We start from the raw sequence: 22,982 nt of genomic DNA, 5'->3' as shown, positions 1-22,982 counted from the left end.
CCTCCCACTATAAAGTAATGTTTTCTCCTGTTTTCTCGCTAATTCGCAGTATTTCAACTTCGACATTTGAAGAGGTATTGGTGGAGAAGGTGATCTGCACCCAGATTTCCTGTAAGCGCGTAGGCGGGAACAGAGTTTAGGATCGCTTAGGGGTCCAAAACTGTGAGATGGTGGATATGATCGCACAGTGGATCTCCACATTTCGCCCTCGGGGTTTACCCTCCCATGTCACGCTGGGTCTATGCCCTTACATTCCTTCGTTCTACCTCTCAAGGGGTGGATGCCGATTCTTGCTCCTTTACGGGGTCGTTGCCCTTATGGAATATTGTGCTTCGGCTTCTCCGGTGCTTCCGTTGTCTTCGTTGCTTACGTTGAATCGTAAATGTCCAGGAGTTGTGCTTCTTGCTTAAGCAGCCGCTTGGTGCATCTGAGACTGTCGAACCGGCCCGATTACATCTACAGCGTTGTATGCCTTCTGTTTGGTTCCAAGCGTATGCAAGACCCGAATCAACTTCCCGCACAAGGCGATGAGCGATTGTTTCTTCTTCAGCGGATTCTGACTTCGCGTTGTATAGTGCTTGTGCAGCGCTTTGAACGCCTCGTTCTTCGCCACCATCGGCATTACCGCGCGGAACAACAGCGCCCTAAGCCGCGATCGCCCTCGTTTGGTAATGGAGGTTCTGCCTTTGCGCTTGCCGGAGCTGTTCTCTTTGAGATTCAGCCCTGCCAGTCGAATGATTTGTTGACCGTGATCGTAGTTGTTCAAATCCCCAACTTCCGCTAAAAATCCAGCGACGGTGATCGCTCCAACTCCCGGTACGGTCAGCATTTGTGCGGCTCCCGGAATGCTATCCAGGATCACCATGACTTGCTCCATGATTTGTTCGAGCTGTTCGCTGAAAAGCTCGAACTGGCTCAGGAGCGTGCTAAGCTCCATTCGTGCTGCAACCGTTCCCTCCGTCAGACCGATGGAAGTGGTGGCAGCAACGAGTAGCGCTTCCGCGCGCTTGATCCCTACGCCGCGCTTCACATCCGTCTTCCAGTGGGCCAGGACGTCTCTGGCTCCCATAGCGACGATGTCGGCGGGCAACGGAAACTTCCGCATGCTCATGAGCGACGCTTTCCCATCCCAATTCTTGAAGACACGGGAGTACTCCGGGAAAAACCGGTCGAACCAATTGCCGATGCGCCCTTTTGCTTGCGTTAGGCTTGCAGATACTTTCTCACGCAAATTCATGAGGATGCGCAAATCCGCGTATTCCTTGGTCGGTAGTTTAGGTTCGGAGTACTTCCCGTTCCGAATCAAATCGGCGATGACTTTCGCGTCCTTGTAATCGCTTTTCGTCGGCGAATTGTCCTCAAGCTCTTTCGTCTTATTTACATGAGACGGATTGACGACAACGACTTGAATCCCTTGTTCTTGCAAGAAAGCTGCGAGAGGAAACCAGTAGTGTCCGGTAGGCTCGATGCCAAACATGATTTCGGTCTTGCCGTGTGCTTGCCCGAGCTCTTTCATCCACGCCGATAGCTTCGTCAACCCTTCTGCGTCATTATGGAAGACGCAATCTTTGCCGAGTTCGATCCCTCGAAAGTCTACCGCACGAGCGACATGAACCTTCTTGGCAATATCTGCTCCGACAACCAGTGTTGCTTCGTTAATTCGTGTGATACGTTGATTCTGTTTCTGCTTCAATTTATACTTCATAATGAGCGCCTCTTTCGTATTGGAATTTGTTCTTTGGCGGAACACGATTCCCAGTATACTAAGTGGCGCTTTTTTGCTCAAAGCTCAAATTACTTCATTACAGGAATAGCTCCTTTTTAGTTAAGTGAATCAAACAGCTTCTGGCTCTCTCTTACCCATGGATAAATGAAAACTTGAAACGTATACAGGATCGGTATGCCGGCAAGGACGAATAACACATAAGAGCTTGATTCCTTGCGGCTCTCCTTCAAAATCTCAAGCTTCTCCTTATAATCTCTGATCCGCTCGCGGAGAAGCTCATAGTAAGCCTCGTCTTCATGGAGTCTCAGAGAATCAATCGTTTCAGCGAAGCTCATCGCCTCCTCCGAGCCAACTCGCTCCTTGAAACCTCGAATTGCCTCCCCAGCATCGTGATACCACTCACCTAAAAGATGCTGTAATTCCCTGCGTATGGTGCGGGTATATGGGACACAACGCATCAGCTTGGCATGAACATGCAGCGAAGATCCTTGCAAATATAGAAGTTGCGTGCTGATGGTATGAATTTCCCGAATAACTCTGGCCGTACGCGCTCTGCGCATCGCCTCGAGCATCGCCTTGTCAACCATTAACAGGCCTGTCACGCCGATCAATAAAATCCAGGCCGAAGTAGGAATCAGAGTGCCATTGAATAGGCCTAGAGCATTGGCGGCAGAGGTCAATAGAGCAGCTAGGGGTACTGCAATCAACCACATTCTACGAGCGGTTACATAATAACCAGCATCCAGCGTCCAGCCGCAGCCTGCAAACAACCTCTCCCTCTCCATGAGCACCGTGCTCGATCGACTGAGTCCTAAGAGCTTTAGATAACGGTCTGAGAGCTTAGCCTTTCTCCATTCTGGAACCTGCAGATGAAGCCAGCGCGGCCTAGTTCTTGCCAGTCGTTTCAAGAGCAGGAATAACATTCCGCTTATAATCAATGCCTGTCCGATAGACGCAGCCGCATAGGCCGTCTCGGCCCAGGTTTCGTAAACCTGCATTTCCCGGCTCCTTTACATTTTTTTGCGGGACAGCCATAAGCCCATTAAAAAAGAAGCAAAGATCAACAACAGAGAATTAAGCAACATATCTCTGCCAGCTGCATCATTCACGTAGTAACGATAGGAATTATCTGGGTTATAACGGAAGTTAATACCCAGAAACAGGGCCAGAAAGAAAATCGGGGTGAAATTGGCTACTCTGATTTCAAGCAGCTTGTGACGCTCCTGCTCATTGGCTCGTCGCGCTCTGCGCATATCCCCAATCAACTCATGCAGATTATCTGCAACGGAATGCCCTTCGTGCAGGGCTACCCGGATAATCTGGACAAAATATTCTCCCCATACATGTCCAAGGGAAGCTGCGAACAGCCGAAGGCTGACCTCATCATCCCCCCTCACGCTGAGATTTCGGTACAATTGCTCGAAGGAAGCCTTCAAATGCCCTTGGAGCCGATTCTCTTCTACCATCCGTTTAAGTGCACCTCGAACTTGTCTCTGGCCCGCAATTAGATAACATTGATAAAAGAGCTCTACCGCAGGCAAAAAATCAAGCCTGGTTTGCATCTGACGATGGACAAGTACCATCTTTAGCACGAGGTAGGGGAGTAGACTCAGCATCAGTCCAAGTAACACAGCTCCCTTAAAGCTTTCGAACAAAACCGCCCCAGCCCCTGTTCCCATGATCAGCAGAAAAGAGGACAGCAGGACAAACCCTTCCGGCTTGATGCCTGTCTGAAGTGACTCCAACGTTTCATTCAGCTCCTGATAAGGCTTACCCGACCTCTCGAGCCGCAATATCAAACGCGCTCTGAAAGTACGACTACGGCGAAATTCCAGCCTGGAAGAAGCCTGAATTGAATCTTCGCCATAGCGGAGCAGCCCTGCAATCAATGGGCTTAGAGCAAAGGCAAGCAGAACGGCTATCGCCGGAACCATCCATGGGGAAGTCAACATCCGCTTTCTCCTCCACCGGCACACTGTCGCTCGATCAGCTCCGTTGTCGCTGACAGAGGCAGCCCTCCGAAGCCCGCCTCTGTCAGCGAATAACCAGCAGCCGCGAGCCTATGGCAAGATTCCGCCCTGGGAGCGGAATTGAGCTTCCAGCCTACTCCGCTGTGGTAAACCGCCCATTCATCCAGCTCAGCCTCTCCTTCCTTCCAGAGAATCTCCCCCATGCGTACAATTCTGCGCTTGCCATCGACCAGCCTCATCTCGATGCCGATCTGAGTCACATAACGAGCAATCCGCTTGCAAAGGCGATCGGGATTCATCGCCCTCCCATCCAACATGCACATATCCGTAATTGCTTCCGGCACATCCTCCAGCTTACTGGCATGTACAGTTGTCATGCTGCCAGCATGTCCCCTCGTACAGGCCCGGACATAAATATTGGCGTCCTCATCCCGAATCTCGGCATGCACGATCCGCTGCGGAGATTGCCGCAGAGCCAACTTAAACGCTTGAGCCGGTCGATGCAGCGCATCCTCCTCATCTGTCTCATACTCCACAACATTTTTGTCCGGGAAATCCCTCCCCAACATCATCTCTAACCTGGACTCCAGCGTTACGAGCCGCTCCTCGTCCGGCAGCTCGGCGATTAGCGCCTTGAGCAGATGAGTCTTCCCTGAGCCCGTAGGTCCGATGAGTACAAGGTTGTAGCGGCAGGTTAACACGGCTTGCAGCATGAGAACCATTTCTGGCGTAAGCGTGCTGTAATGCTGCTCTGTCAGCTCCTGTAGCCGAAATGCACGGGCGTTGTAGAAGCGGAGGGTCAATGTAGGCAACGAAGTAAAACCAAACGCCGTCATCGTAACCCGAGTGCCGTCGCGCAGCATAACTTCCGCCCACCGCTTGCGCGGATTGATTCGGTCATTGTTGTACAAAACGAGGTTCTGCTGAATCCGCTGCACCTCCCTCAAGTTCTGGAAGCTGTAGGACGAGCGCTCCGTGCAGCCTCCTCGCATGAGATAGATCCGGGTCCCAACAACCTGTATTTCCTCCAATCCGCTCCGATCCTGCAGGGCTAACTCCAGAACACCAAGGCCGATCACTTCTGCAAACAGCGCATCCGCCAGGGAATGATACTGACCGCTCATACCCGGCAGCTCATGCAGCCTCAGCTTCAGCAGCCTATCCTTGACCAGTGCCATAATCTCCTTGCGCTCTTGGGCGTATCCGAGAACAGCACGGTTCAGCCGCTCCCCATATTCGCGCCGCTCCTCCTCGGTCATACCACGGGGAGAAGAGAGATAAGAACGCATATCTTCTGCTGCCTTCGAAAAATCATCTGGAAGTCGCCTTCCAGCTTCGCCACTGTGCCCCGCCGGGACAGACGATTCTTCCGCAGTTTCCTCTTCTACTCTGTCACGCATGCCTGCACGGATTCGCGCCGAATATCTAGAGGGCGAGAAACGGCTGGGCTCGCTCATAATCCCAGCTCTCCACGATGAGCTCTCAGCTTGCGATACCACGGCTGCGCTTCCTTAGCAGGCCGGCAGCGCACCCCGTTCCGCTCCGCCAGCTTGCCTGAAACCATGTCCATGGCGATTCGCCCGGAAGCATCTTGCTTGAGCCAATGATGATACTGACCACGGTCCAGCGATTGATAAAAGGCTTCATTCGTTCTGAATTCTCCAATAGCAGACAGGTTTGTTTCCTTCTCGATCTCTTTCATGCGGTAGCCTCCATTTGTCCAAGGGGATTGTATGGTAAGTAGTTCATATTCCTCTGGCTGAATACCGAAGAGTGGTGAAACTTGGCGAATCCAGCGATTACCATCTTCCTGAAAATGAGACAATGCACCAGTCGTGCATAAAACGCGTGAATCTGCCGCCCTCATCGCGCAAATTGTCGCAGCATTATCCCAGTAGCTGCCGGCATCGGCGACAACGAGATCGAAGCTTTGACGCGCCGTTTCAAGCAAATGCTCCGTTTCTTCCTGGGTATAGTACTCTGCCTGATCTCGCATCAAATTGCCTGCGAGCACATGAACATGCGGCTCGTCCGGAATCGTGAGGCAGGCTCTTCGAAGCTGCTGCGGTGCCAGCGAAGCAGAGGTAAGCTCGGGCCGTAGACTATCCAGTGTTGCAGCAGGTAAGTCTTGGCCAAGGTAACGGTGAATTTTGGCGCTCTTCAGGTTCATGCATAGGAATCCAACGTCCTTCCCCGTGCGCTCGGCCAGGCGGCATGCCGCGGCGAAAGCTGCAGCAGTCGTGCCAATATTGGGAGTCGTCCCGACAAATGCAAGCAGTGGCGCCCTCATGGCGAGTTCTCCACGGATGGCTGAGCGACCATATTCAGTGATTCCGGGCTGAAGGCGATCACCAGCCGGTTTTCCCCACTTTTGCAAAGGGCGTCGATCTTCAGCCACTGCGCTTCCGTCAAGTTGAGATTAATGAACTCGATCAAGCCGTTAGCATCTCTCCTGGAGGCATACATCTTCTGCCTATCTCCTTCAGCAAGCGACAGCAGATTAGGATTATCCATATCATCGATCTCCTGATTACTGCTCGTCTTGACTGACGCCACCGTGATCGGTTCTGCAAAAAGCCGCTCGGATGACGCTCCCGCTCCGGATATGTACAACACAACTCTGTCGCCGGCACGGATGCCGCTCGACACCGACAGCACATACTCCCGAGGCAACTGGAATGTTGACTGATCGCGGGATGGCAGAAGCCGGTAGAGGTCCATCTTCCAACCCCGTAGCGGCTCGCCTTGTCCAAGCGGAACAACGGCTTCCTTGCCCGCTGCCTCCTCAAAATCAGTGATCATATCCTCCACATAAGCGGATGACACGATGGTCTGATACTGAAGGTCATTGACCTCCATGCGCTCACCCGCCGCAATAAAACGCTTGGGTACGACAATCTGAACCGAGTGCTGCTCCTCAAGCATTCGCAGCTGAACGAGGTACAGTCCGTAAACTAGAAACGCCGACAGTAAAATAGCTGTAAACATGATCATTCTGCCCTTTCCTTTACTCATCTGTCTCCCTCCCTCAAGCGTAATAAAAATAAAAAAACGCAAGCAGGAACCTTAGAAAGGTTCAACCGCTTGCGTTCTTCGCGAGCCTAGGCAATGTACATTCATTGCCTGTGATATTTGATTGAGTTCATAGTAACAATAGAATAAATAGCTGTCCAGCTTTTTTTTCCAGTTATGAATGGTTCAGGCAGAAATCCTCTTCAAGACTTCTGCCTGGTTTAAAAATCAATCAAGCCCACGCTGATTTGAAGCGCGTCATCGACATGACGCATCATCTCATCATCGAGATGGGTAATTTTGTCCGTGAGCCGTTGTTTGTCGATCGTTCGGATCTGCTCGAGAAGAATGACGGAATCACGATCAAAGCCGTGGGCCTTGGCGTCAATCTCCACATGAGTAGGCAACTTGGCCTTTTGGATTTGGGCCGTGATGGCAGCAACGATAACGGTCGGGCTAAACCGGTTGCCGATGTCATTCTGTAGAACGAGTACGGGGCGGACACCACCTTGCTCGGAGCCGACAACGGGCGATAGGTCAGCGAAAAAAACATCTCCGCGTTTGACGATCAATCGCTACACCCCGCTAACGAGACGGCCGAGTGCACGGTCTGCATCTTCCTCCGCTTGGAAAGCTTCCGAGGCCATATTCAGGTTGATTTTTGCCATCTCCAGATAACCGCGTTGCATCAATTCACGGATTTGACGTTTTTTGCGTTCCACCAGATAAAGTTTCATCGCCTGGCGGATAAATTCACTGCGATTGGAATTTTCCTTGGCGACGATCCCGTCTACTTCTTCCAGCAGATGATCCGGGATACTGATCATGATTCGTTTGGTATTCTGTAAATTGGCCACCAACTCGCACCTCCAAAACTTGTCAAAGCCCATTACCATTATGTCACCGTTGCCAATAGCCTATACTCCACCATACCTATGAGATGCCTGTATCTCTTAGAACCGGAAGGAGCAGCAGCGTCTAAGACTTGACAATTCTCCGCATGCTGACGAAATTCCTGCTTGATCTCCGCAAAAATGACAGCAAATGAACCAGAAAATTTGCGAAAGCTGTCAGACAATTGTCCTACTGCGCATCAAGCGCGTTTGAAACGGCAACAACTCTGCCATTGCGCATATAAACTCTAGGGACGCGAGCAGCCAGCATACAGATCAACTCATAGTTGATCGTGCCGAGCTGATCAGCGACTTCCTCGGCTGTTATTTCAGCGCCGAGCTGGGAGCCGATCAACACCGCTTCCTCTTCAGTAGCTACTGGCCCTCCGCCGGCAGCTTCAGCAGCGCCAAGCGAGATCATGCACTGATCCATGCAGATCGTGCCAAGAACCGGCACTCGCTGACCACGAATCAGCACATGGGCCTTGCCGGTGAGCAGGCGGCTGAAGCCATCTGCGTACCCGATCGGGATCGTGCCGATCCGTTCTCCCGCTTCCGCGAAGTAGCGGGTTCCGTAGCTGATGCCCCAAGACTCCCGAAGCTCTTTGACCATGACCACTTCCGTCTTGAGCGATAACACCGGTTTCAACCGTACCTTGGAATGATCCACCTCGGGGGATGGATACAACCCGTACATGCCAATGCCAAGACGGAGCATATCCCCTCCGAGCTCAGGAGTGTCGATGCCGGCCGCCGTATTGGCGCTGTGTACGATCTCAATCGGCAGGGAACGGCTGCGGACTTCATGTACAACCGCTGCGAAACGCTCGTGCTGCAGCTTTGTGTAGTTTTTATCGGCCTCATCGGACTTCGCAAAATGCGTAAACAGCCCTTCAACCCCAAGCTGCGGAACACGCAGAGCGGCTTCGATAAAACGCATAGCATCGGCGGAGCCATCTGCCAGCTTACCTAGCCTACCCATGCCTGTGTCGAGCTTGATATGCACTTTTAGTTTTTTAGAGCTGTTCTCGGGTAAAGACCTTGCGGCCTTCAGCACATCGTCCCGGAACAGAGCAATCGTAATATCAAGGGAACGAGCCATATCGAGCCCATTCGGAGGCACATAGCCAAGTACAAGAATCGGCATCATCACACCTGAACGCCTGATCTGTATCGCCTCATCAAGAAAAGCAACTCCCAGATAATCCACTCCGCAGGCTTCCGCCTCCTGGGAAATCTGGATAAGTCCATGTCCGTAGGCATTGGCCTTAACCGATGCCAGCAGCTTCATTCCATCCGGCACAGAACTTCTGAATGTCCCAATATTGCTTCTCAGAGCATCCAGTGAAATTTCGGCACGAGTCGGACGGTAATAATTATACATCCTATTCATCCCACTTCCTCAGAAAGCACAATCCCTATAATGTTACCCCCGAGTCCCTTTAGTGTCAATGAATCGAGTGATACTAAGAGCTGGCACCTATTTCCAACGATACTAAATTAGAGAGAGGTTGATATTCGCTAAAAAGGCGCCGCTGCCTATCCGGGCCGCGGCGCCTTGCACATTTTATTTGGTCATTTCATCCACGACAGACTGTGCAACCTTGATCAACTCGTCTTCTGGGAGGTTATCGGAAGTAAGACGGAATTCCGTACCCATATAAGTCCAAGCTAGCGTCTGCTGCTCCTCGCCTCTGCTCAGCTGTGCGAACGTATAGCCAAGATCGACCATGTCGCCAGTTCCCGTCGCTACTGAGTAGTCCTCCGGCTGCGTTTCGATCAGAGTGTAGCTGTAGGTGCCGTCATATCGGAACATGACACCAGGATTGCCGCCAAATTCGATGTCATTGGAGTCCTTAAGTGCGATTCCTTCCGGTCCCAAATAGGATGGCTCCATAGGGATGAAAGAAGAACTGGTAGGGTCCGCAGCCGCTTCGCTACCACTTCCCTCTTCAGGTGCAGAAGCTCCGTCCTTCCCGCCACCACCCTCTGCTTCAGTACCGGTAGCTGCGCCGCCATCCTGTCCTTCAGGAACGGCTGTAGTCGGCTCCGAGCCTGACGCCGGAGAGCTTTGCAGATTTACTTTTGTATCAAAGACGCTCTTATCAAGCTTTTCATTGAATTTGAACGTATCAAACTTGACGTCCACCAGGACAGCAGCGTTGGAATCCAACACCTCGACCTGTTTTGGAGAGTAGTCGGATTTGTTCAGCCAAATTTTTTGGCGGGCCAGTGAAGCGTTCTGATAGTTCGCCATGACATCAAACACGTAGCTGTCCTTGTCATCCGCGAACTGACGGGAGTTGTCTTTCAGGATGCTTTGGACCAGAGTCTGGTAGAGATAGACCTGACCTTGTTCCTCCGGCCAGTTGCTTTGGAAGCGGAACACCTTGTTGAGGCTTGGCGTCAGTACGAACACACCTTCATCGTTCCGCAGAACGATTTGCGTCAAATCCTTCTTCTCATTAGTCAGAGCGATGCGGTAATAATTCGGCTTTTGGAACTTCACATCGACCTTGTATTGAAGCGGTTGTGTTGCAGTGTGCAGCGTCATGATGCCCGTACCTTGATAAGTCTCCGTCTTGTCTTGCAGCTTGCCGAGATCTTTCACAACCGATCCCGCGTCCTTTTTGCCACAGCCGGCCAGCAACAAAATAAAGCAGGCCATTAAAGCCGCAATCGTTCCCATGCGACGCATGTACTCATCCCCTCTGCTCGTTGAGTTTTCCTAAGCTGATAACATGTCTATGAGGGGACTTGGCCTTTTATGCGGACGAGAATGACGAGCTTGCAGATAATGCTTGCCAGAAGAGATTATTTCTCTATCCTCCAATAGACTTTTATATTTTCGATAAACAAATTAATACCTATTTCCTATTCTCTCCTCTTGCATAGGATATCGAAACAATCCGTAGACTCACAGGAGGAAGAAGATGAACAATAGAGATTCGTTGGCACATTCGAACAATAAATTCAATTCCAGCACGACAGTTATACTCATTCTGTTTATTCTGCTTGTTATTGTCGTTCAAACCTTTTCTGCGAAGCCTTCTAGTTGCGGGGCCGATTCTTCTGCTGATGACGTGTCCTCTATAACCGGTACAAAAGGCTTCAATGTCTTCAACAACAGCCCTTACAGATTGGAGCTGATTTCAAGCAGCAGGCCCGATAGAAACCCTCCCACCTTAATCATACCTCCGGGAGAATTTCATCACTATGAATTGCCATGCGATAGCTCAATTTCAGTGGAATACTATGCATACTCTGAGGATAATCGTTATTGGGGCAATGTTAATATTGAATTTTTCGCCGGGTTTATATGCTTTAATTACGGAATTAGGAGAGCGGATGCTTCAGGAGTGCTCCGTGTGCAAACAAAAGCGTATATCGCCGTTTACGTTTATTAGTCCAGTGTCAATCCTTATTTCCACCATCACCGTCTGCTCCCTGCGGCGTGGCAGGGCCGCGTTTCAAACGGCCGGACTTGCGCAACGATTCTCGCAGCAGGAACTCGATATGAGCATTGACGCTACGGAACTCGTCTCCTGCCCATTGTTCAATAGCCTGATAGATTTCGGGGTCCAATCTGAGCGGGAAGGACTTGCGTTCCTTAGCCATCGTGTGCGTTCCTAATTGTATAAAGTGCCAGCATTTATGATAGGCGTAGTTCCCCGCTCGGAAACAATCGCCACCATCAAATTATTAATCATCGCCGCACGACGCTCATTATCCAGAATGATGCCGCGATTTTCCAGCTGCTGCAGAGCCGATTCCACCATGCCGACAGCCCCATCCACAATCTTCTGTCTGGCCGCAACGATTGCTTCCGCTTGCTGCCGCTGCAGCATCGCTCCGGCAATCTCAGGGGCGTAGGCAAGATGCGAGAGACGTGTCTCCATCACTTCTACTCCGGCCACCATAAGGCGGTCCTGCAGCTCAGACAGCAAAAGATTACTTACTTCATCCGCATTGCCCCGCAAAGAGATTGCAGACGCATCCTCATAGGTGTCATATGGATATTGCGCCGCCAGATGGCGAATTGCCGTCTCACTCTGAATTTCCACGAACGTCTCGTAATCATCTACTTCAAAGCTTGCGCGAGCTGTTTCGGTAACCTTGAAAACAACAACAGCCGCAATCTCAACCGGATTGCCGGAAGCATCATTGACCTTAAGCTTCTGACTGTTGAAGTTCCGAACCTTAAGTGAAACTTGGGATTTAGAACTGAAAGGCATAACCAACCAAAGCCCGCTGTCTGTTATCGTACCCTTGTAATTCCCAAAAAAGGTAATCACCTTCGCCTGATTCGGCTGTATAATCGTCAGGGCGCTGAACAGCACCAGTGACATGAGAATCAGAATTGCTGCAAGCACATATCCGGCAGATCCCCATCCTAAATTGTCACTTGAAATGAATAGGTAAACCGCTGCAGCCAAAGCTGCGACTGCAATCAAGGCTGCCAAAAATCCATTGGTATGCCATGCCTTACGCTCCCGCATTCCATCATCTCCCCATATCTTTTTGATATCATTATGATATCATTTTTTCTTAAATTTGGGAAATATGGAATCGTCAATTCGGAAATAAATTTCCCATGAAAAGGATCTGCCGTTAAAAAGGATCTGCCATTAAAAAAGCCTTCCCGGAAGGAAGGCTCGTTTCATAATATTTATCCTGTTAAGGTCGGGAATTTGCCTCTGGCACGGCTGACGCAGCAGGAGCCGTAGATGCGGCCGGAGCTGTCGGATGAACAGGCTGCTTCAATTTGCCTTCGCGATGCAGCTTTCTCAGCTCCTCGCGCAGCTGCCTCTCGTCCATTCCTTCGGTTTTGATTCCCTGTGCTGCTGCAAATGCCTTCAGCTTAGCCATTCTTTTTGCACGCATCTCTTTCTTGAAGAGCGCCCATTTCTCAGGCTGCTTCGTTTTCATGGAACGAATTTCCCCAATCAGCTGCTCCTCGCTCTTTCCTTTGGTCGAAATACCGAAATAAGCTGCTGCCTCATTCATCATTTGCCGCTTATGAGCTTCGCGAAGGCGTTTATGCCCTTCTCCCTCGTGATGACGGAACTCGCCATGATGTTTGCCCGCATCCTCGGGATAAATAGCGGACTCCCTTTTTTCCGATTGTTGCGGCAAAGCAGCCGAAACAGCTCCGGCTGGCAGGGCAAGGGCTGCGATTAGCAATGCAGCTACAGCTTTATTACCAAGTTTCATATTGGATGACTCTCCTTTTCAATGGGGTTATTTCTTTTCTTACTTTTCCCCATTGCCGTCCCATTATTCCAAATTCTAGAATAACCAAATAAGGCGCCCAGACTGGGCGCCTTATTTCAGTTAAACCTATTCCGTTATATGGATTGCTTGTTTAGCAATTGTGTGAATTGTTCATCCGTCAGATTCTGCTCCAACACCTCTGATACGAGAATATCCTCGCAATCCGGCTTTGTTAGGCTTTTGCCCTTCATGTAGTAACCGTTCGTCTTGGCGATCGAGTAAAAGCTGCACAGCTGATCAGCCGTTTTAACAGCCTGTTCCTCTGTATTGTAGCTCGCCAGATTGTTCCCGAAGCTGAGCGGATTTTTAGAACTCTGAATGTTGACGCGAAACGGAGCTGCATCATCCGACTCCTCATGTTTGACCAGAATCTCGATGTCGGAACAAGTATTACGATATTTAATGGACATCATCAACACCGCCTATGGGAACCTCAATGTGAGGCAGATTCGGTCAGTGCGGTTAGCGCTGCCGTAATAGCTATTACACCGCTCCCCGTCCGGTTAAACAAAAGAGCTACATTTCCTCCCGGCGATTGTCATCTCGGAGCAGATCTCCCATCCAGCCTTTTGAGCGCATCCAAATATACACGCCTACGGTCGAGGAGAATATGACTCCTAAAGCGATCCAATACCCCGTCTTCCATTTGAGCTCCGGCATGTTCTCAAAATTCATTCCCCAAACGGCGCCGATAGCCATCATAGGGGTGCACAGAATCGTAAATACGGTGAGCGTCTTCATAATCTCATTCCCTCGATAATTGGAGATATTCTCCTCGAGAAGAAGGAGCGACTCAAGCTCCTGATTGTACTCGGACTGAAGCATAATCATGCGTTCCAACCGGGACTGAAGCGCTTTATAAATTTTGCTTTTCTCCATCTGGTCCGGAAAAGCCTCTTCGAGCGCATATTTAATTTCACGGATAGGCCTGGTCAGCCCCGTCCAGTGCAGGAGGCGGTAACGCAGATCCACAATCTGGCGAAACATATAACCGCCGTTATGGTTGCGAAGGCTTTCTTCTGTTTTCCTCAGCTTTGTCTCGAAACGGTCCATTCCTTCAAAAAAGGGCTCCATAACTCCTGCCAATAGATGGACAAAACCGTCCAGAGCAGTATCCGCTTCCTCTGCGTGCTCAAAAAACAGGGCAGACCTCTCACATCTATCCGTAATTGCCTGCTGCTCGAACTGTATCGTGTATAGCGCTTTTTCCGTCAGCAAAAAATGGAAAAACGTTGTTTTATCCCGATCATTTTTTGCATCTCCTATAATAAGCGTGCCGAATACAGCATTGTTTTCTCTCTGAAAGGAAATGGCCGATAAATAGTTGCTATCTCTTTCTCGGCTTTCTTTCGCCCATTTGAGAAAATGGTGATTATCTTTCAATGCCCTAGTGGCCTCATCATAATTAGAAAAGGCATGCCACTTCCAATCCGCTCGGCCTTTCAACGTCAGTTCTCCCCCATCTTGCTCCTGGTCCTTAGCTTGGTCCTCTTCCATCGCTTTCACTTGATCATTTCCAAATATTTGACCTTTCATCCCAATCCCCACCTTCGATCTTCCCAACTCTAATTACCCATACCCAATTCTACTTCCTGGATAAACAGCCATGTGCCAAAGCCATACATGGAAATTTAAACCAACAGCCCCCAGGGCTTTAGCTCTGGAGGCTGCTTGCGAATTAACCAATAATAATTTGACCTTCCGGGTGACGGAAAGGTTCCTTTTTAGGTTTGGAGCGGAACGCGAAGGCGAGTGTCAGTAAACCTAGTCTACCCATAAACATGAGCACGATAATAACTCCCTTTCCAGGATCGGAAAGCTCAAGTGTGGCGCCTAGGCTGAAGCCGACGGTTCCGAAGGCGGATACGGCCTCAAAGAGCAGCACAAGAAATGGACCGTCCTCCACCGTCGTCAAGATCATCGTTGCTGCCACAATGACAATGACGCCCATCAGCGTAACGGTAATGGCTCGGTACAGCTCTCGCGATGCAATCCGGTGGCGGAAGATGACTGCATCCTCACGACCTCGAATAATGGCTTGTATGCCGGCAAGCAGCACGACGAAGGTGGTAATCTTGATGCCGCCGCCCGTAGAGCCGGGAGCAGCCCCTATGAACATCAGAATGACCATGAGCAGCTGTGTTGCCTGACGCAAATCGGCGATAGGTACCGTATTCAGCCCTGCAGAGCGGAGACTGAACGACTGGAAAGCCGATGCCCACAGTTTGCCGTCCAGACTGAGCGCACCGAATGTACGCGGATTGGTGTATTCAAAAATAAAGAACAAAATTGCTCCGCCTACCGTCAATATAAACGAAGCCCATAGTACCACTTTGCTATGCAGCGAGATTTTGCGCTTCTCCGGCCAGCGGATCAAGTCGGCCATGACGATGAAACCTATGCTACCGAAAAAGATAAGCGTCATGGAAATGAGATTAACAGCCGGATCGTCCACAAACTGACTCCAGCCGCCTAAAAGCTCAAACCCTGCATTGTTGAAAATGGAAACAGCATGGAAAATTCCATTATAGACCGCATCCCCGAAAGTCATGCGGTCCATCCAGGTCCACGCCAGCATTATGGCTCCCAAGCCCTCGATGGCAACGGAAAATAGAAAGATCCGAATGACTAGCTGAACGATGCCGCTCATCTCGGATTGATTCAGCGCTTCCTTAAGCACTAGCCTGTCCCGCAGTGAGATTTTGCGTCCCAACGCCAGTGCGAACCAGGTCGCCGCTGTCATAAAGCCGACTCCGCCAAGCTGGAATAGACCTAACAGCACAATCTGTCCGAATCTGGAGTAGTCGGCACCTGTATCCATAATTGTCAGCCCCGTTACACAGGTGGCCGACGTCGCTGTGAACAAAGCATCGAGAAACTTGATCTTCTCACCGCTTGCAGACGCGATAGGTAAACTGAGCAATGCTGTGCCGATCGCAATAAGCAGGAAGAAGCCAGCTGTAAGCACCCGTGGCGGTGTTAGATAATGTGGTTTAACGAATCGATTGGAAAGCACCCCGTGAAGCCCCTTTCTTCTGTCAAGACGCAGCGTTTCACGCATCATTCTCTACTATATCCGAAACCGCACGGGCAAAAAAGCTTCAATTCAACGAATGAATCCATTCTAGCCGACAACACCAGCAAAATAACGAAAAAAAAGCAGCCCACTCTAATGTGTGGACTGCTTCTCTGTGGAAAAATCCGTAATGAGGTAGCGGTTTAACATCCGCTCTAAAATATCCGGTCGAATAGGCTTGCTAATGTAATCCGTCATACCGGCCTCAAGGCATTTTTGTTTGTCACCTGGCAGCACATTGGCCGTCATTGCAATGATAATTGGATATCGGGCGTCCCCCTGACCCGTTATGAGGCGAGTCGCTTCGAGGCCATCCATAATCGGCATCTTCATATCCATGAAAATAAGGTCATAGTCCTGACTGAGAGCCATTTTGACTGCAAGTTCCCCATTTTCAGCCACATCCGCTGATACTCCTAATCGGTATAACAGCTTAAGAATCAGCTTCTGATTGACATCGTTGTCCTCGGCGACAAGCACCCTCGGTTGGCGAGGCACACTGTGAGCAGATCCTCTCTCATGAACCGTAGTTGAGAAAGACAGCCGCTCCCTTGGCAGTCCAACCGTATCCATAAAGGCTGGTGGCAGCGAGGCAGCGCTAATCTCCGCGAGAGAATCGTTCAGCATAGCTGAGAACGAGAAAGGCTGGGAAGCCTCCCAACGCGGAAATGGCTCTGGCTGCGAAGCTGCTGGGAAGCCTTCGGCGTCGTAGGTCAACTGCTCTTCAACCCGCTCCAGAAGGATCGTAAAGGTGAACATCGCACCTGTAGGGAGGTTAGGCTGGCAGGCAATCGTTCCATCCATAAGTTCCACCAAGTTTTTGCAGATCGCCAGCCCCAGGCCGGTTCCACCATATTTGCGAGTCATCGAGGAGTCCAGTTGGGAAAAGGGTTGGAACAGCTGGGCCCGCTTCTCCTCAGGAATTCCGACGCCTGTATCACGAACTTCGAATTCCACCGGTATTTCCCGTCCCGACTTTCTGGTGAACTTTTGGCTGCTCAGGCGTGTCGAGACTTCAATCCGGCCCTCAGGAGTAAACTTGATCGCATTGCTCACTAGGTTCATCAAAATCTGACGAAGCTTAGTGACATCTCCGTAGAGGTATTCCGGAATACCTTCCTCGATGGTGCAAACAAGATCAAGATTATTTTCTCTCGCTTTAGCGATGAACAAATCCAAGGAATCATCCAGGCAGCTTTTGAGTGAAAAAGGAATTCTCTCCAGTTCAAGTTTGCCGGCCTCAATTTTGGCATAGTCCAAAATATCGTTAATGACGCCAAGCAGGGAATCTCCGCTTTTGAGAATGATCTCCGTGAAATCACGCTGCTCCTCATTCAGATCCGTTTCTGTAAGCAAACTGGTCATGCCGAGAATGCCATTCATCGGGGTGCGGATTTCATGACTGACCATAGCGAGGAACTCGGTTTTGGCCCGATCGGCGATTTCGGCAGCTTCCTTTGCAGCGAGCAGCTCGCGTTCCGTCTTTTTACGATCTGTGATATCACTGACGGTACAGGCATATATGAGCTCATCATCAACATGAGTGCTGCCCACTTTGATCTCGGCATGGAACCGGCTGCCATCATTTCGCAGTGGCATCACTTCGATCAAACGTCCAGAGGCTAAGCCCTCGGCCGTCTGTTCTGTCATGCCCTCTAGCCTCTTCAAGCACAAGTCCGGCATGAGATCATGGATATGCTTGCCGATGACCTCCCTCTCCTCATAATTGAACATCTGAAACACCGAAGGATTGACGGTAAGAATAATGCCATTCTCATCGAAGGTGATCATTGTATCCATTGAGGTACTGCTAATGACGCTCTTGATCGCTTCAGCCTTGGTAAGCTGATAAGCGGTGCGCATAAGCTCCTTGTTCATGCGCTCAAGCTCTTGCGTCTGCTGTTGAAGAAGCACCTTCTGGAGCTGAAGCTTTTTGTTGTTGATGAACATGCCAACAAAACCTTCGATTTTGGAACGGAAAATCTGCGGAACGAATGGCTTGAGCATGTAATCGATGGCACCAACTGCGTAACCTGTGAACAGATGCTGTGATTCTTTACTGGTCGCCGAAACGAAGATAATCGGAATCTCTTTCGTTTTTTCACGCGACTTGATCATGCGAGCCGTCTCAAAGCCATCCATTCCCGGCATCTGAACATCCATTACAATAACAGCAAAATCATCCTTGAGGAGAGCCCTTAAAGCCTCTTCACCAGAAAGGCATTTGACCAGATTGTAATTCAAATCAGCCAAAACCGCCTCAATGGCCAGGAGGTTTTCCGGATAATCATCCACGAGCAAAATATTGATCGGTCCGTCGTAAGAGATCATAGTTTTCCCTCCTCTCCGTTTATCGGCTATTTGACTTTCCTATAAATTCGATTAACGAGATCAAGCTCATCGAACTGACTGGAATGCCGAGTAAAGTTGATCGATTCTTTCGTACCGAGCATCAACACGCCAAAATTGCTGAGACTATCGTACAGCAACCCATGCACATGGTTCTGCAGATCCTTATTGAAGTAGATCATGACGTTCCGGCACAGGATAACATGGAATTCGTTGAACGATCCGTCTGTTACTAGGTTATGCTGGGCGAACACGATATTTTTCTTTAGGAAGCTTTGAAAAATAACTGACTCGTACCGAGCCATATAATAATCCGAAAAAGATTCTGTTCCGCCGCCCTCTTGATAGTTGCGTGTATACTGCTGCATCCGCTCAATTGGGAAAACGCCTTGTCTCGCCACATCCAGTACAGTTGCACTCATATCGGTTGCGTAGATGCGCGTGCGCTCCAGCAGTCCCTCTTCATGAAGCAAGATAGCCATGGAGTAGACCTCTTCTCCTGTAGCGCAGCCGGCATGCCAGATTCGGATGAATGGAAAAGTTTTCAGCAACGGAACGACATTCTGGCGGAAGGAACGGAACACTTCTGGATCGCGGAACATCTCCGTCACATGGATAGTAAGATCCGACAGCAACCTTTCCATGCAGCTTCGATCATGAATCATCTTGTCCGCAAGCGCCGTTACCGTTCCAAGTCGCTCTGCATGCACGCGATGCCAGATGCGCCGACGTATTGAAGCATACGCATAGTTGCGAAAATCATAACCATACAATCGATACATCGCCTCAAGCAGGAGCTCGATTTCAACTTTTTCCCTCTCGTCAGCCTCGCTCGTTTGAAGCATATTGCTATTTATACAACCACACCCTCATTAATGAAAGCAGTTGGTCGACATTCACCGGCTTGGCGATATAGTCGCTGGCACCTGCCTCAATGCATTTATCTCGATCACCTTTCATAGCTTTGGCAGTTACCGCTATAATCGGTAGTTTATCATATCGGGTATCTCCCCGGATTAACCGCATCGCTTCAAAGCCATCCATCTCGGGCATCATAATATCCATCAGCACCAGATCAAGATCCGGATTTTTCTCGATCTGCTCAATGGCTTCGCGGCCATTCTCGGCATATATAATGTTCATCTTGTATCCTTCAAGTACATTGGACAGGGCAAACACGTTGCGAATATCGTCATCTACGATCAGGACATTACGGTTCTCAAAAATCGTCTCGACACTGTGCAGCTTACGCAGCACATTTCGTTTGTCCTCAGGCAGGTCGGCTTCCACCCGGTGAAGGAACAGCGTTGTCTCGTCGAGCAGTCTCTCCGGAGATTTGACATCCTTGACGATGATCGTCTCAGCGTACTTCTTGAGCATCATTTCCTCACGCTTTTCAAGCTCACGTCCGGTATAAATAATAATCGGCAGATCATGAAGCTCTTCATTGCGGCGGATCTGATCCAGCAAGTCAAACCCGGTGATGTCCGGAAGGCCAAGATCAAGCACCATGCAGTCATAGTGATGCTCAGACAACTCGCGCAGCGCTTCCTTACCTGAAGATACGCCGGTAATGACCAAGTCATCATGACCGATCAGCTCCTCAATCGCCAGCCTTTGCGCCTCGTCATCCTCTACGATCAGCAGCCGTTTAAGATTGCGTTCCAGGAACACTCCGATCTGCGAGAAGAGATTGTCCAAATGCTCCTTGGAAACCGGTTTTTTGAGGTAAGCAATCGCGCCGAGCGACAGCCCCTGCTGGATCTCGTCAATAACCGAAATCAAATGCACCGGGATGTGACGGGTATTGGAATCATTTTTGAGATAATGAAGCACTGACCATCCGTCCATCACTGGAAGCTGTATATCCAGTAAAATTGCGTCTGGCATGTAGGTGCGGGCATAGGATAAACCTTTATCACCTTGACCGGCCACAATCGCTTTAAAGCCGCGAGCACGCGCTATATCAATCAAAACCTTGGCAAAGGCCACATCATCCTCGATAATAAGCACAACTTTGTCGCCCTCTTCAAGATTTTTGATATCATCCTCTACATCGAAAAATGGATAACCCGTTTCCGTTGTTGGCTTGCGCAAAGCTTCAGCATAGGTAACAGCTGCAGACTGCTGGTTCTGGGATAATGCCGCTGCAGCCTCGTTCATACTGCTGAATCCATTTTTAGCGTCGAACTCAGTCGACTCCGTAGTTCCCTTCAAAATATGGAATTCCGGAAGAGTGAGGACAAACGAGCTTCCCTCGCCCACCTTGCTTCTCAGCCACACATTGCCGCCAAGCAGCTTCGCCAAATCACGGCTAATAGCTAAGCCAAGACCAGTGCCACCATATTTACGACTGGTCGTGCCATCTACTTGCTGGAAAGCCTCAAAAATAATGGCCTGTTTATCATCAGGAATGCCGATGCCCGTATCACGGACCTCGAACGAGATCCATTCTCCTTCTGCATTCTCAGGGACCTCTGCCTCTGAAGCTTTACGAATATGAAGATTCACAGATCCTTGAGTAGTAAACTTGAATGCATTGGACAGCAGATTTTGCAAAATTTGTTTGACGCGATGACTGTCCGTGAACAACTCCGATGGGACATCCTCATCCACTTTCGTTTCGAAGCTGAGGCTCTTCTGCATGCTGAGCGGCTGGAAGCTGCGCTGTGCATATTGTTCCAGATCGCGCAGTGGAACATGCTCGGTCACGACATCCATTTTGCCCGCGCCGATCTTGGACAGATCCAGAATCTCATCAATCAGCTTGAGCAGATCTGAGCCAGACGTATGGATCGTTGTGGAGAACTCAACCTGCTTCTTGGTTAGATTACCTTCCTTATTGTCGGAAAGCATTTGGGACAGAATAAGCAAGCTGTTGAGCGGCGTCCTCAGCTCATGAGACATATTCGCCAAAAACTCTGACTTGTACTTGGAAGCAAGACCAAGCTGGACGGCCTGTTTCTCCAGCGCGTCTCGCGTCTGTTCGATTTGCTGGCTGCGTTTTTGAGTCTCTTTCATCTGCAGTTCCAGCATATGCGTCTTCTGCAATAGCTCCTCGTTGGTCTGTTCCAATTCCTCCTGTTGGGACTGCAACATCTCCTCGGAAGACTTGAGCGCACGGGTCTGCTCCTCCAGCCGTTCGTTGGAGCTGCGAAGCTCTTCCTGCTGGCTGATCAGCTCCTCGGACTGGGACTGCAACTCCTCGCTCATCGTCTGGGACTCGCGCAACAGCTCTTCGATGCGCATTCGGCCGAAGAGGTTATGCAGCACCATGCCCGCGGACTCGCCAACTTGCTGGAGCAATTCCTTATGAATATCCGTGAACTTTTGCAGCGTGCCAAGCTCAAGCACCCCGACAACCTTGTTCTGATAATGGAGGGGGAGAATATACAACTCGCTTACAGAAGCTTCTCCAATGCCCGAGGATACCTGCAAATAATCATTCGGCACCTCCGTCAGATGCAGTGGGTGACCATCCGCCGCGGCTTGACCCGCCAAACCTTCGCTCAACCGAATGACGGAGCGCATGCGCGTTTCTTCCATGCCAGCGTAAGTGCCTCGCAGGGTCAATGTACGCCCATCGCCCATATGATCCCTAATATAGAGCGCTGCATAAGTAGCGCCAGTAAGTGGAGCGATCGATTCGGCAAGCTTGATAGCTAGTCCGTCCAGGTCTATGATGCCCTGGGCTTCAACCGTAACGTTGGCCAAATTGGTTTTAAGCCAGGTTTGTTCCTGCATATTCAGGTTATAAACTTGCTCAGCTTGCGTTTTTTCGTCCAGATCATCCGCCAGTTCCAAAAAAGCATCTACAATTTCCTTGAACTCGCCTTCCTGGGCGTCTGCCATCCGCCTTGATTCCGTCGTCGACGAGCCTTGAGCAAAACCCGCGATCATCTGGGATAACCCACGGAAGCCATAGTTCAACCCCTTTGTGTTCCAGGCCATAATAATAGCACCCGCAAGAACGCCGGCAAGTGTGAGAGCGATCATAATATTTGTTGTTGCCTCATTGTCTGCACGGGTCTGATCAACGAGTTGGGTCAACGCTCGCTTATGATAAGTGGATAGCTGATCCGTCTTGCTGACAAGAGCCTCCTGATAACCGAGCCCTTCAGCCTCGCGTAGTGCAACCGCCTCACTGCCCTTGCCCGAGCTGACGAGAACGAGCGCTTGATCGACATAAGCGAAGAAGGCTGCAGCATCGTTGTTAATCTCATTCACCAACTGTACTTCCGCATCACTCACGGAAATAGCTTCAAGATCCCGTATCCCATCAAGTACCGATTGTCGGTTTTTATTGATATTTTCCCGGTTCTTTTCGACCGTTGCCGCAGTTGGCACCGTCAGGACATTGACCATAAATTTGGCTACATTATTTGTATTTCCCCTCATATCCGTTGCTAAGGAAACCTTTGTATACCTGTCTTCATAGATGGCATTGAGCTGATCGCTCATATTAAAAAGGTTTCGTATACCTGCAACGCTAAGGAAAATGATGATAGCTAGAAGCAAGGCAAAGCCGATTTGAACTTTTGTCCGTATTTTCATGGAGCCCTTCACGTATCCCCTCTATGATGGTATCTCTATTATTGTACATAGGACGGTCAGCAGAGTCACCCTATTGCACTGCTCAATATATGGGTTGCAGATTCCGCACACGCACGAAGTGGCCGCCG

Annotated in this window: 20 protein-coding genes; 1 reads left to right on the top strand and 19 read right to left on the bottom strand. The window is 50.1% G+C overall.

What is annotated here, in order from left to right:
- Nucleotides 1-406 precede the first annotated feature (406 nt).
- From CGZ75_RS22440 to CGZ75_RS22395, 10 genes are all read right to left on the bottom strand, one after another.
- Nucleotides 407-1,705: an IS110 family RNA-guided transposase gene (locus CGZ75_RS22440; protein WP_089522044.1), complete on the bottom strand. Its 1,299-nt coding sequence runs from the start codon at nt 1,703-1,705 to the stop codon at nt 407-409.
- A gap of 116 nt (nt 1,706-1,821) precedes the next feature.
- The gene (locus tag CGZ75_RS22435; protein WP_089526477.1) at nt 1,822-2,724 is read right to left on the bottom strand and encodes a hypothetical protein; all 903 of its coding nucleotides are present in this window, start codon (nt 2,722-2,724) and stop codon (nt 1,822-1,824) included.
- 12 nt (nt 2,725-2,736) lie between these two features.
- Entirely contained in the window at nt 2,737-3,678 is a 942-nt protein-coding gene (locus CGZ75_RS22430) for a type II secretion system F family protein (RefSeq protein WP_245851052.1), read from the bottom strand.
- On the bottom strand, nt 3,672-5,153 hold the full coding sequence (locus CGZ75_RS22425) for an ATPase, T2SS/T4P/T4SS family (RefSeq protein ID WP_089526476.1): 1,482 nt from the start codon (nt 5,151-5,153) through the stop codon (nt 3,672-3,674). The genes CGZ75_RS22430 and CGZ75_RS22425 overlap by 7 nt, the downstream gene beginning before the upstream one ends.
- On the bottom strand, nt 5,150-5,986 hold the full coding sequence (locus CGZ75_RS22420) for a CpaE/TadZ family protein (RefSeq protein ID WP_089526475.1): 837 nt from the start codon (nt 5,984-5,986) through the stop codon (nt 5,150-5,152). Before CGZ75_RS22420 ends, CGZ75_RS22425 begins: the two co-directional genes overlap by 4 nt.
- On the bottom strand, nt 5,983-6,711 hold the full coding sequence (locus CGZ75_RS22415; protein WP_089526474.1) for a CpaB family protein: 729 nt from the start codon (nt 6,709-6,711) through the stop codon (nt 5,983-5,985). The genes CGZ75_RS22420 and CGZ75_RS22415 overlap by 4 nt, the downstream gene beginning before the upstream one ends.
- 218 nt (nt 6,712-6,929) lie before the next feature.
- Complete coding sequence (locus CGZ75_RS22410) at nt 6,930-7,280, bottom strand: type II toxin-antitoxin system PemK/MazF family toxin (protein WP_021877237.1); 351 nt, start codon at nt 7,278-7,280, stop codon at nt 6,930-6,932.
- 3 nt (nt 7,281-7,283) lie between these two features.
- Nucleotides 7,284-7,565 carry a CopG family ribbon-helix-helix protein gene (locus CGZ75_RS22405; RefSeq protein ID WP_089526473.1) on the bottom strand — a complete coding sequence of 94 codons (282 nt, stop codon included), beginning with the start codon at nt 7,563-7,565 and terminating at the stop codon, nt 7,284-7,286.
- A 226-nt stretch (nt 7,566-7,791) separates the two neighbouring features.
- The gene (gene alr, locus CGZ75_RS22400; protein WP_089526472.1) at nt 7,792-8,985 is read right to left on the bottom strand and encodes an alanine racemase; all 1,194 of its coding nucleotides are present in this window, start codon (nt 8,983-8,985) and stop codon (nt 7,792-7,794) included.
- Nucleotides 8,986-9,168: 183 nt separating this feature from the next.
- Nucleotides 9,169-10,299, bottom strand: coding sequence for an outer membrane lipoprotein-sorting protein (locus tag CGZ75_RS22395; protein WP_089526471.1), 1,131 nt, complete (start codon nt 10,297-10,299; stop codon nt 9,169-9,171).
- 235 nt (nt 10,300-10,534) lie between these two features.
- On the opposite strand from CGZ75_RS22395, the gene CGZ75_RS22390 reads away from it, so the two are divergent.
- On the top strand, nt 10,535-11,008 hold the full coding sequence (locus tag CGZ75_RS22390) for a hypothetical protein (protein WP_089526470.1): 474 nt from the start codon (nt 10,535-10,537) through the stop codon (nt 11,006-11,008).
- A 7-nt stretch (nt 11,009-11,015) separates the two neighbouring features.
- On the opposite strand, the gene CGZ75_RS22385 is transcribed toward CGZ75_RS22390, so the two are convergent.
- The 9 genes from CGZ75_RS22385 to CGZ75_RS22345 form a co-directional block, all read right to left on the bottom strand.
- Nucleotides 11,016-11,219 (bottom strand): type II toxin-antitoxin system antitoxin, encoded by a 204-nt coding sequence (locus CGZ75_RS22385; RefSeq protein WP_089526469.1) that lies wholly within the window; start codon nt 11,217-11,219, stop codon nt 11,016-11,018.
- 11 nt (nt 11,220-11,230) lie between these two features.
- Nucleotides 11,231-12,100 (bottom strand): SPFH domain-containing protein, encoded by an 870-nt coding sequence (locus tag CGZ75_RS22380; protein ID WP_089526468.1) that lies wholly within the window; start codon nt 12,098-12,100, stop codon nt 11,231-11,233.
- Between the two features lie 178 nt (nt 12,101-12,278).
- The gene (locus tag CGZ75_RS22375; RefSeq protein ID WP_089526467.1) at nt 12,279-12,815 is read right to left on the bottom strand and encodes a hypothetical protein; all 537 of its coding nucleotides are present in this window, start codon (nt 12,813-12,815) and stop codon (nt 12,279-12,281) included.
- Between the two features lie 134 nt (nt 12,816-12,949).
- Entirely contained in the window at nt 12,950-13,288 is a 339-nt protein-coding gene (locus tag CGZ75_RS22370) for a hypothetical protein (RefSeq protein ID WP_141136873.1), read from the bottom strand.
- 103 nt (nt 13,289-13,391) lie between these two features.
- Nucleotides 13,392-14,411, bottom strand: a complete 1,020-nt coding sequence (locus CGZ75_RS22365; protein ID WP_089526465.1) for a magnesium transporter CorA family protein — start codon at nt 14,409-14,411, stop codon at nt 13,392-13,394.
- A 142-nt stretch (nt 14,412-14,553) separates the two neighbouring features.
- Nucleotides 14,554-15,891 (bottom strand): TrkH family potassium uptake protein, encoded by a 1,338-nt coding sequence (locus CGZ75_RS22360; RefSeq protein ID WP_245851050.1) that lies wholly within the window; start codon nt 15,889-15,891, stop codon nt 14,554-14,556.
- 153 nt (nt 15,892-16,044) lie between these two features.
- Nucleotides 16,045-18,282 (bottom strand): response regulator, encoded by a 2,238-nt coding sequence (locus CGZ75_RS22355; RefSeq protein WP_089526464.1) that lies wholly within the window; start codon nt 18,280-18,282, stop codon nt 16,045-16,047.
- A 26-nt stretch (nt 18,283-18,308) separates the two neighbouring features.
- On the bottom strand, nt 18,309-19,145 hold the full coding sequence (locus CGZ75_RS22350; protein ID WP_089526463.1) for a CheR family methyltransferase: 837 nt from the start codon (nt 19,143-19,145) through the stop codon (nt 18,309-18,311).
- A 4-nt stretch (nt 19,146-19,149) separates the two neighbouring features.
- Nucleotides 19,150-22,854 (bottom strand): response regulator, encoded by a 3,705-nt coding sequence (locus CGZ75_RS22345; protein WP_089526462.1) that lies wholly within the window; start codon nt 22,852-22,854, stop codon nt 19,150-19,152.
- Nucleotides 22,855-22,982: the final 128 nt, after the last annotated feature.

The organism is Paenibacillus herberti (genome assembly GCF_002233675.1).
GTDB classification, from domain to species: domain Bacteria; phylum Bacillota; class Bacilli; order Paenibacillales; family Paenibacillaceae; genus Paenibacillus_O; species Paenibacillus_O herberti.
This window is presented reverse-complemented; position numbering and strand designations above follow the sequence as displayed.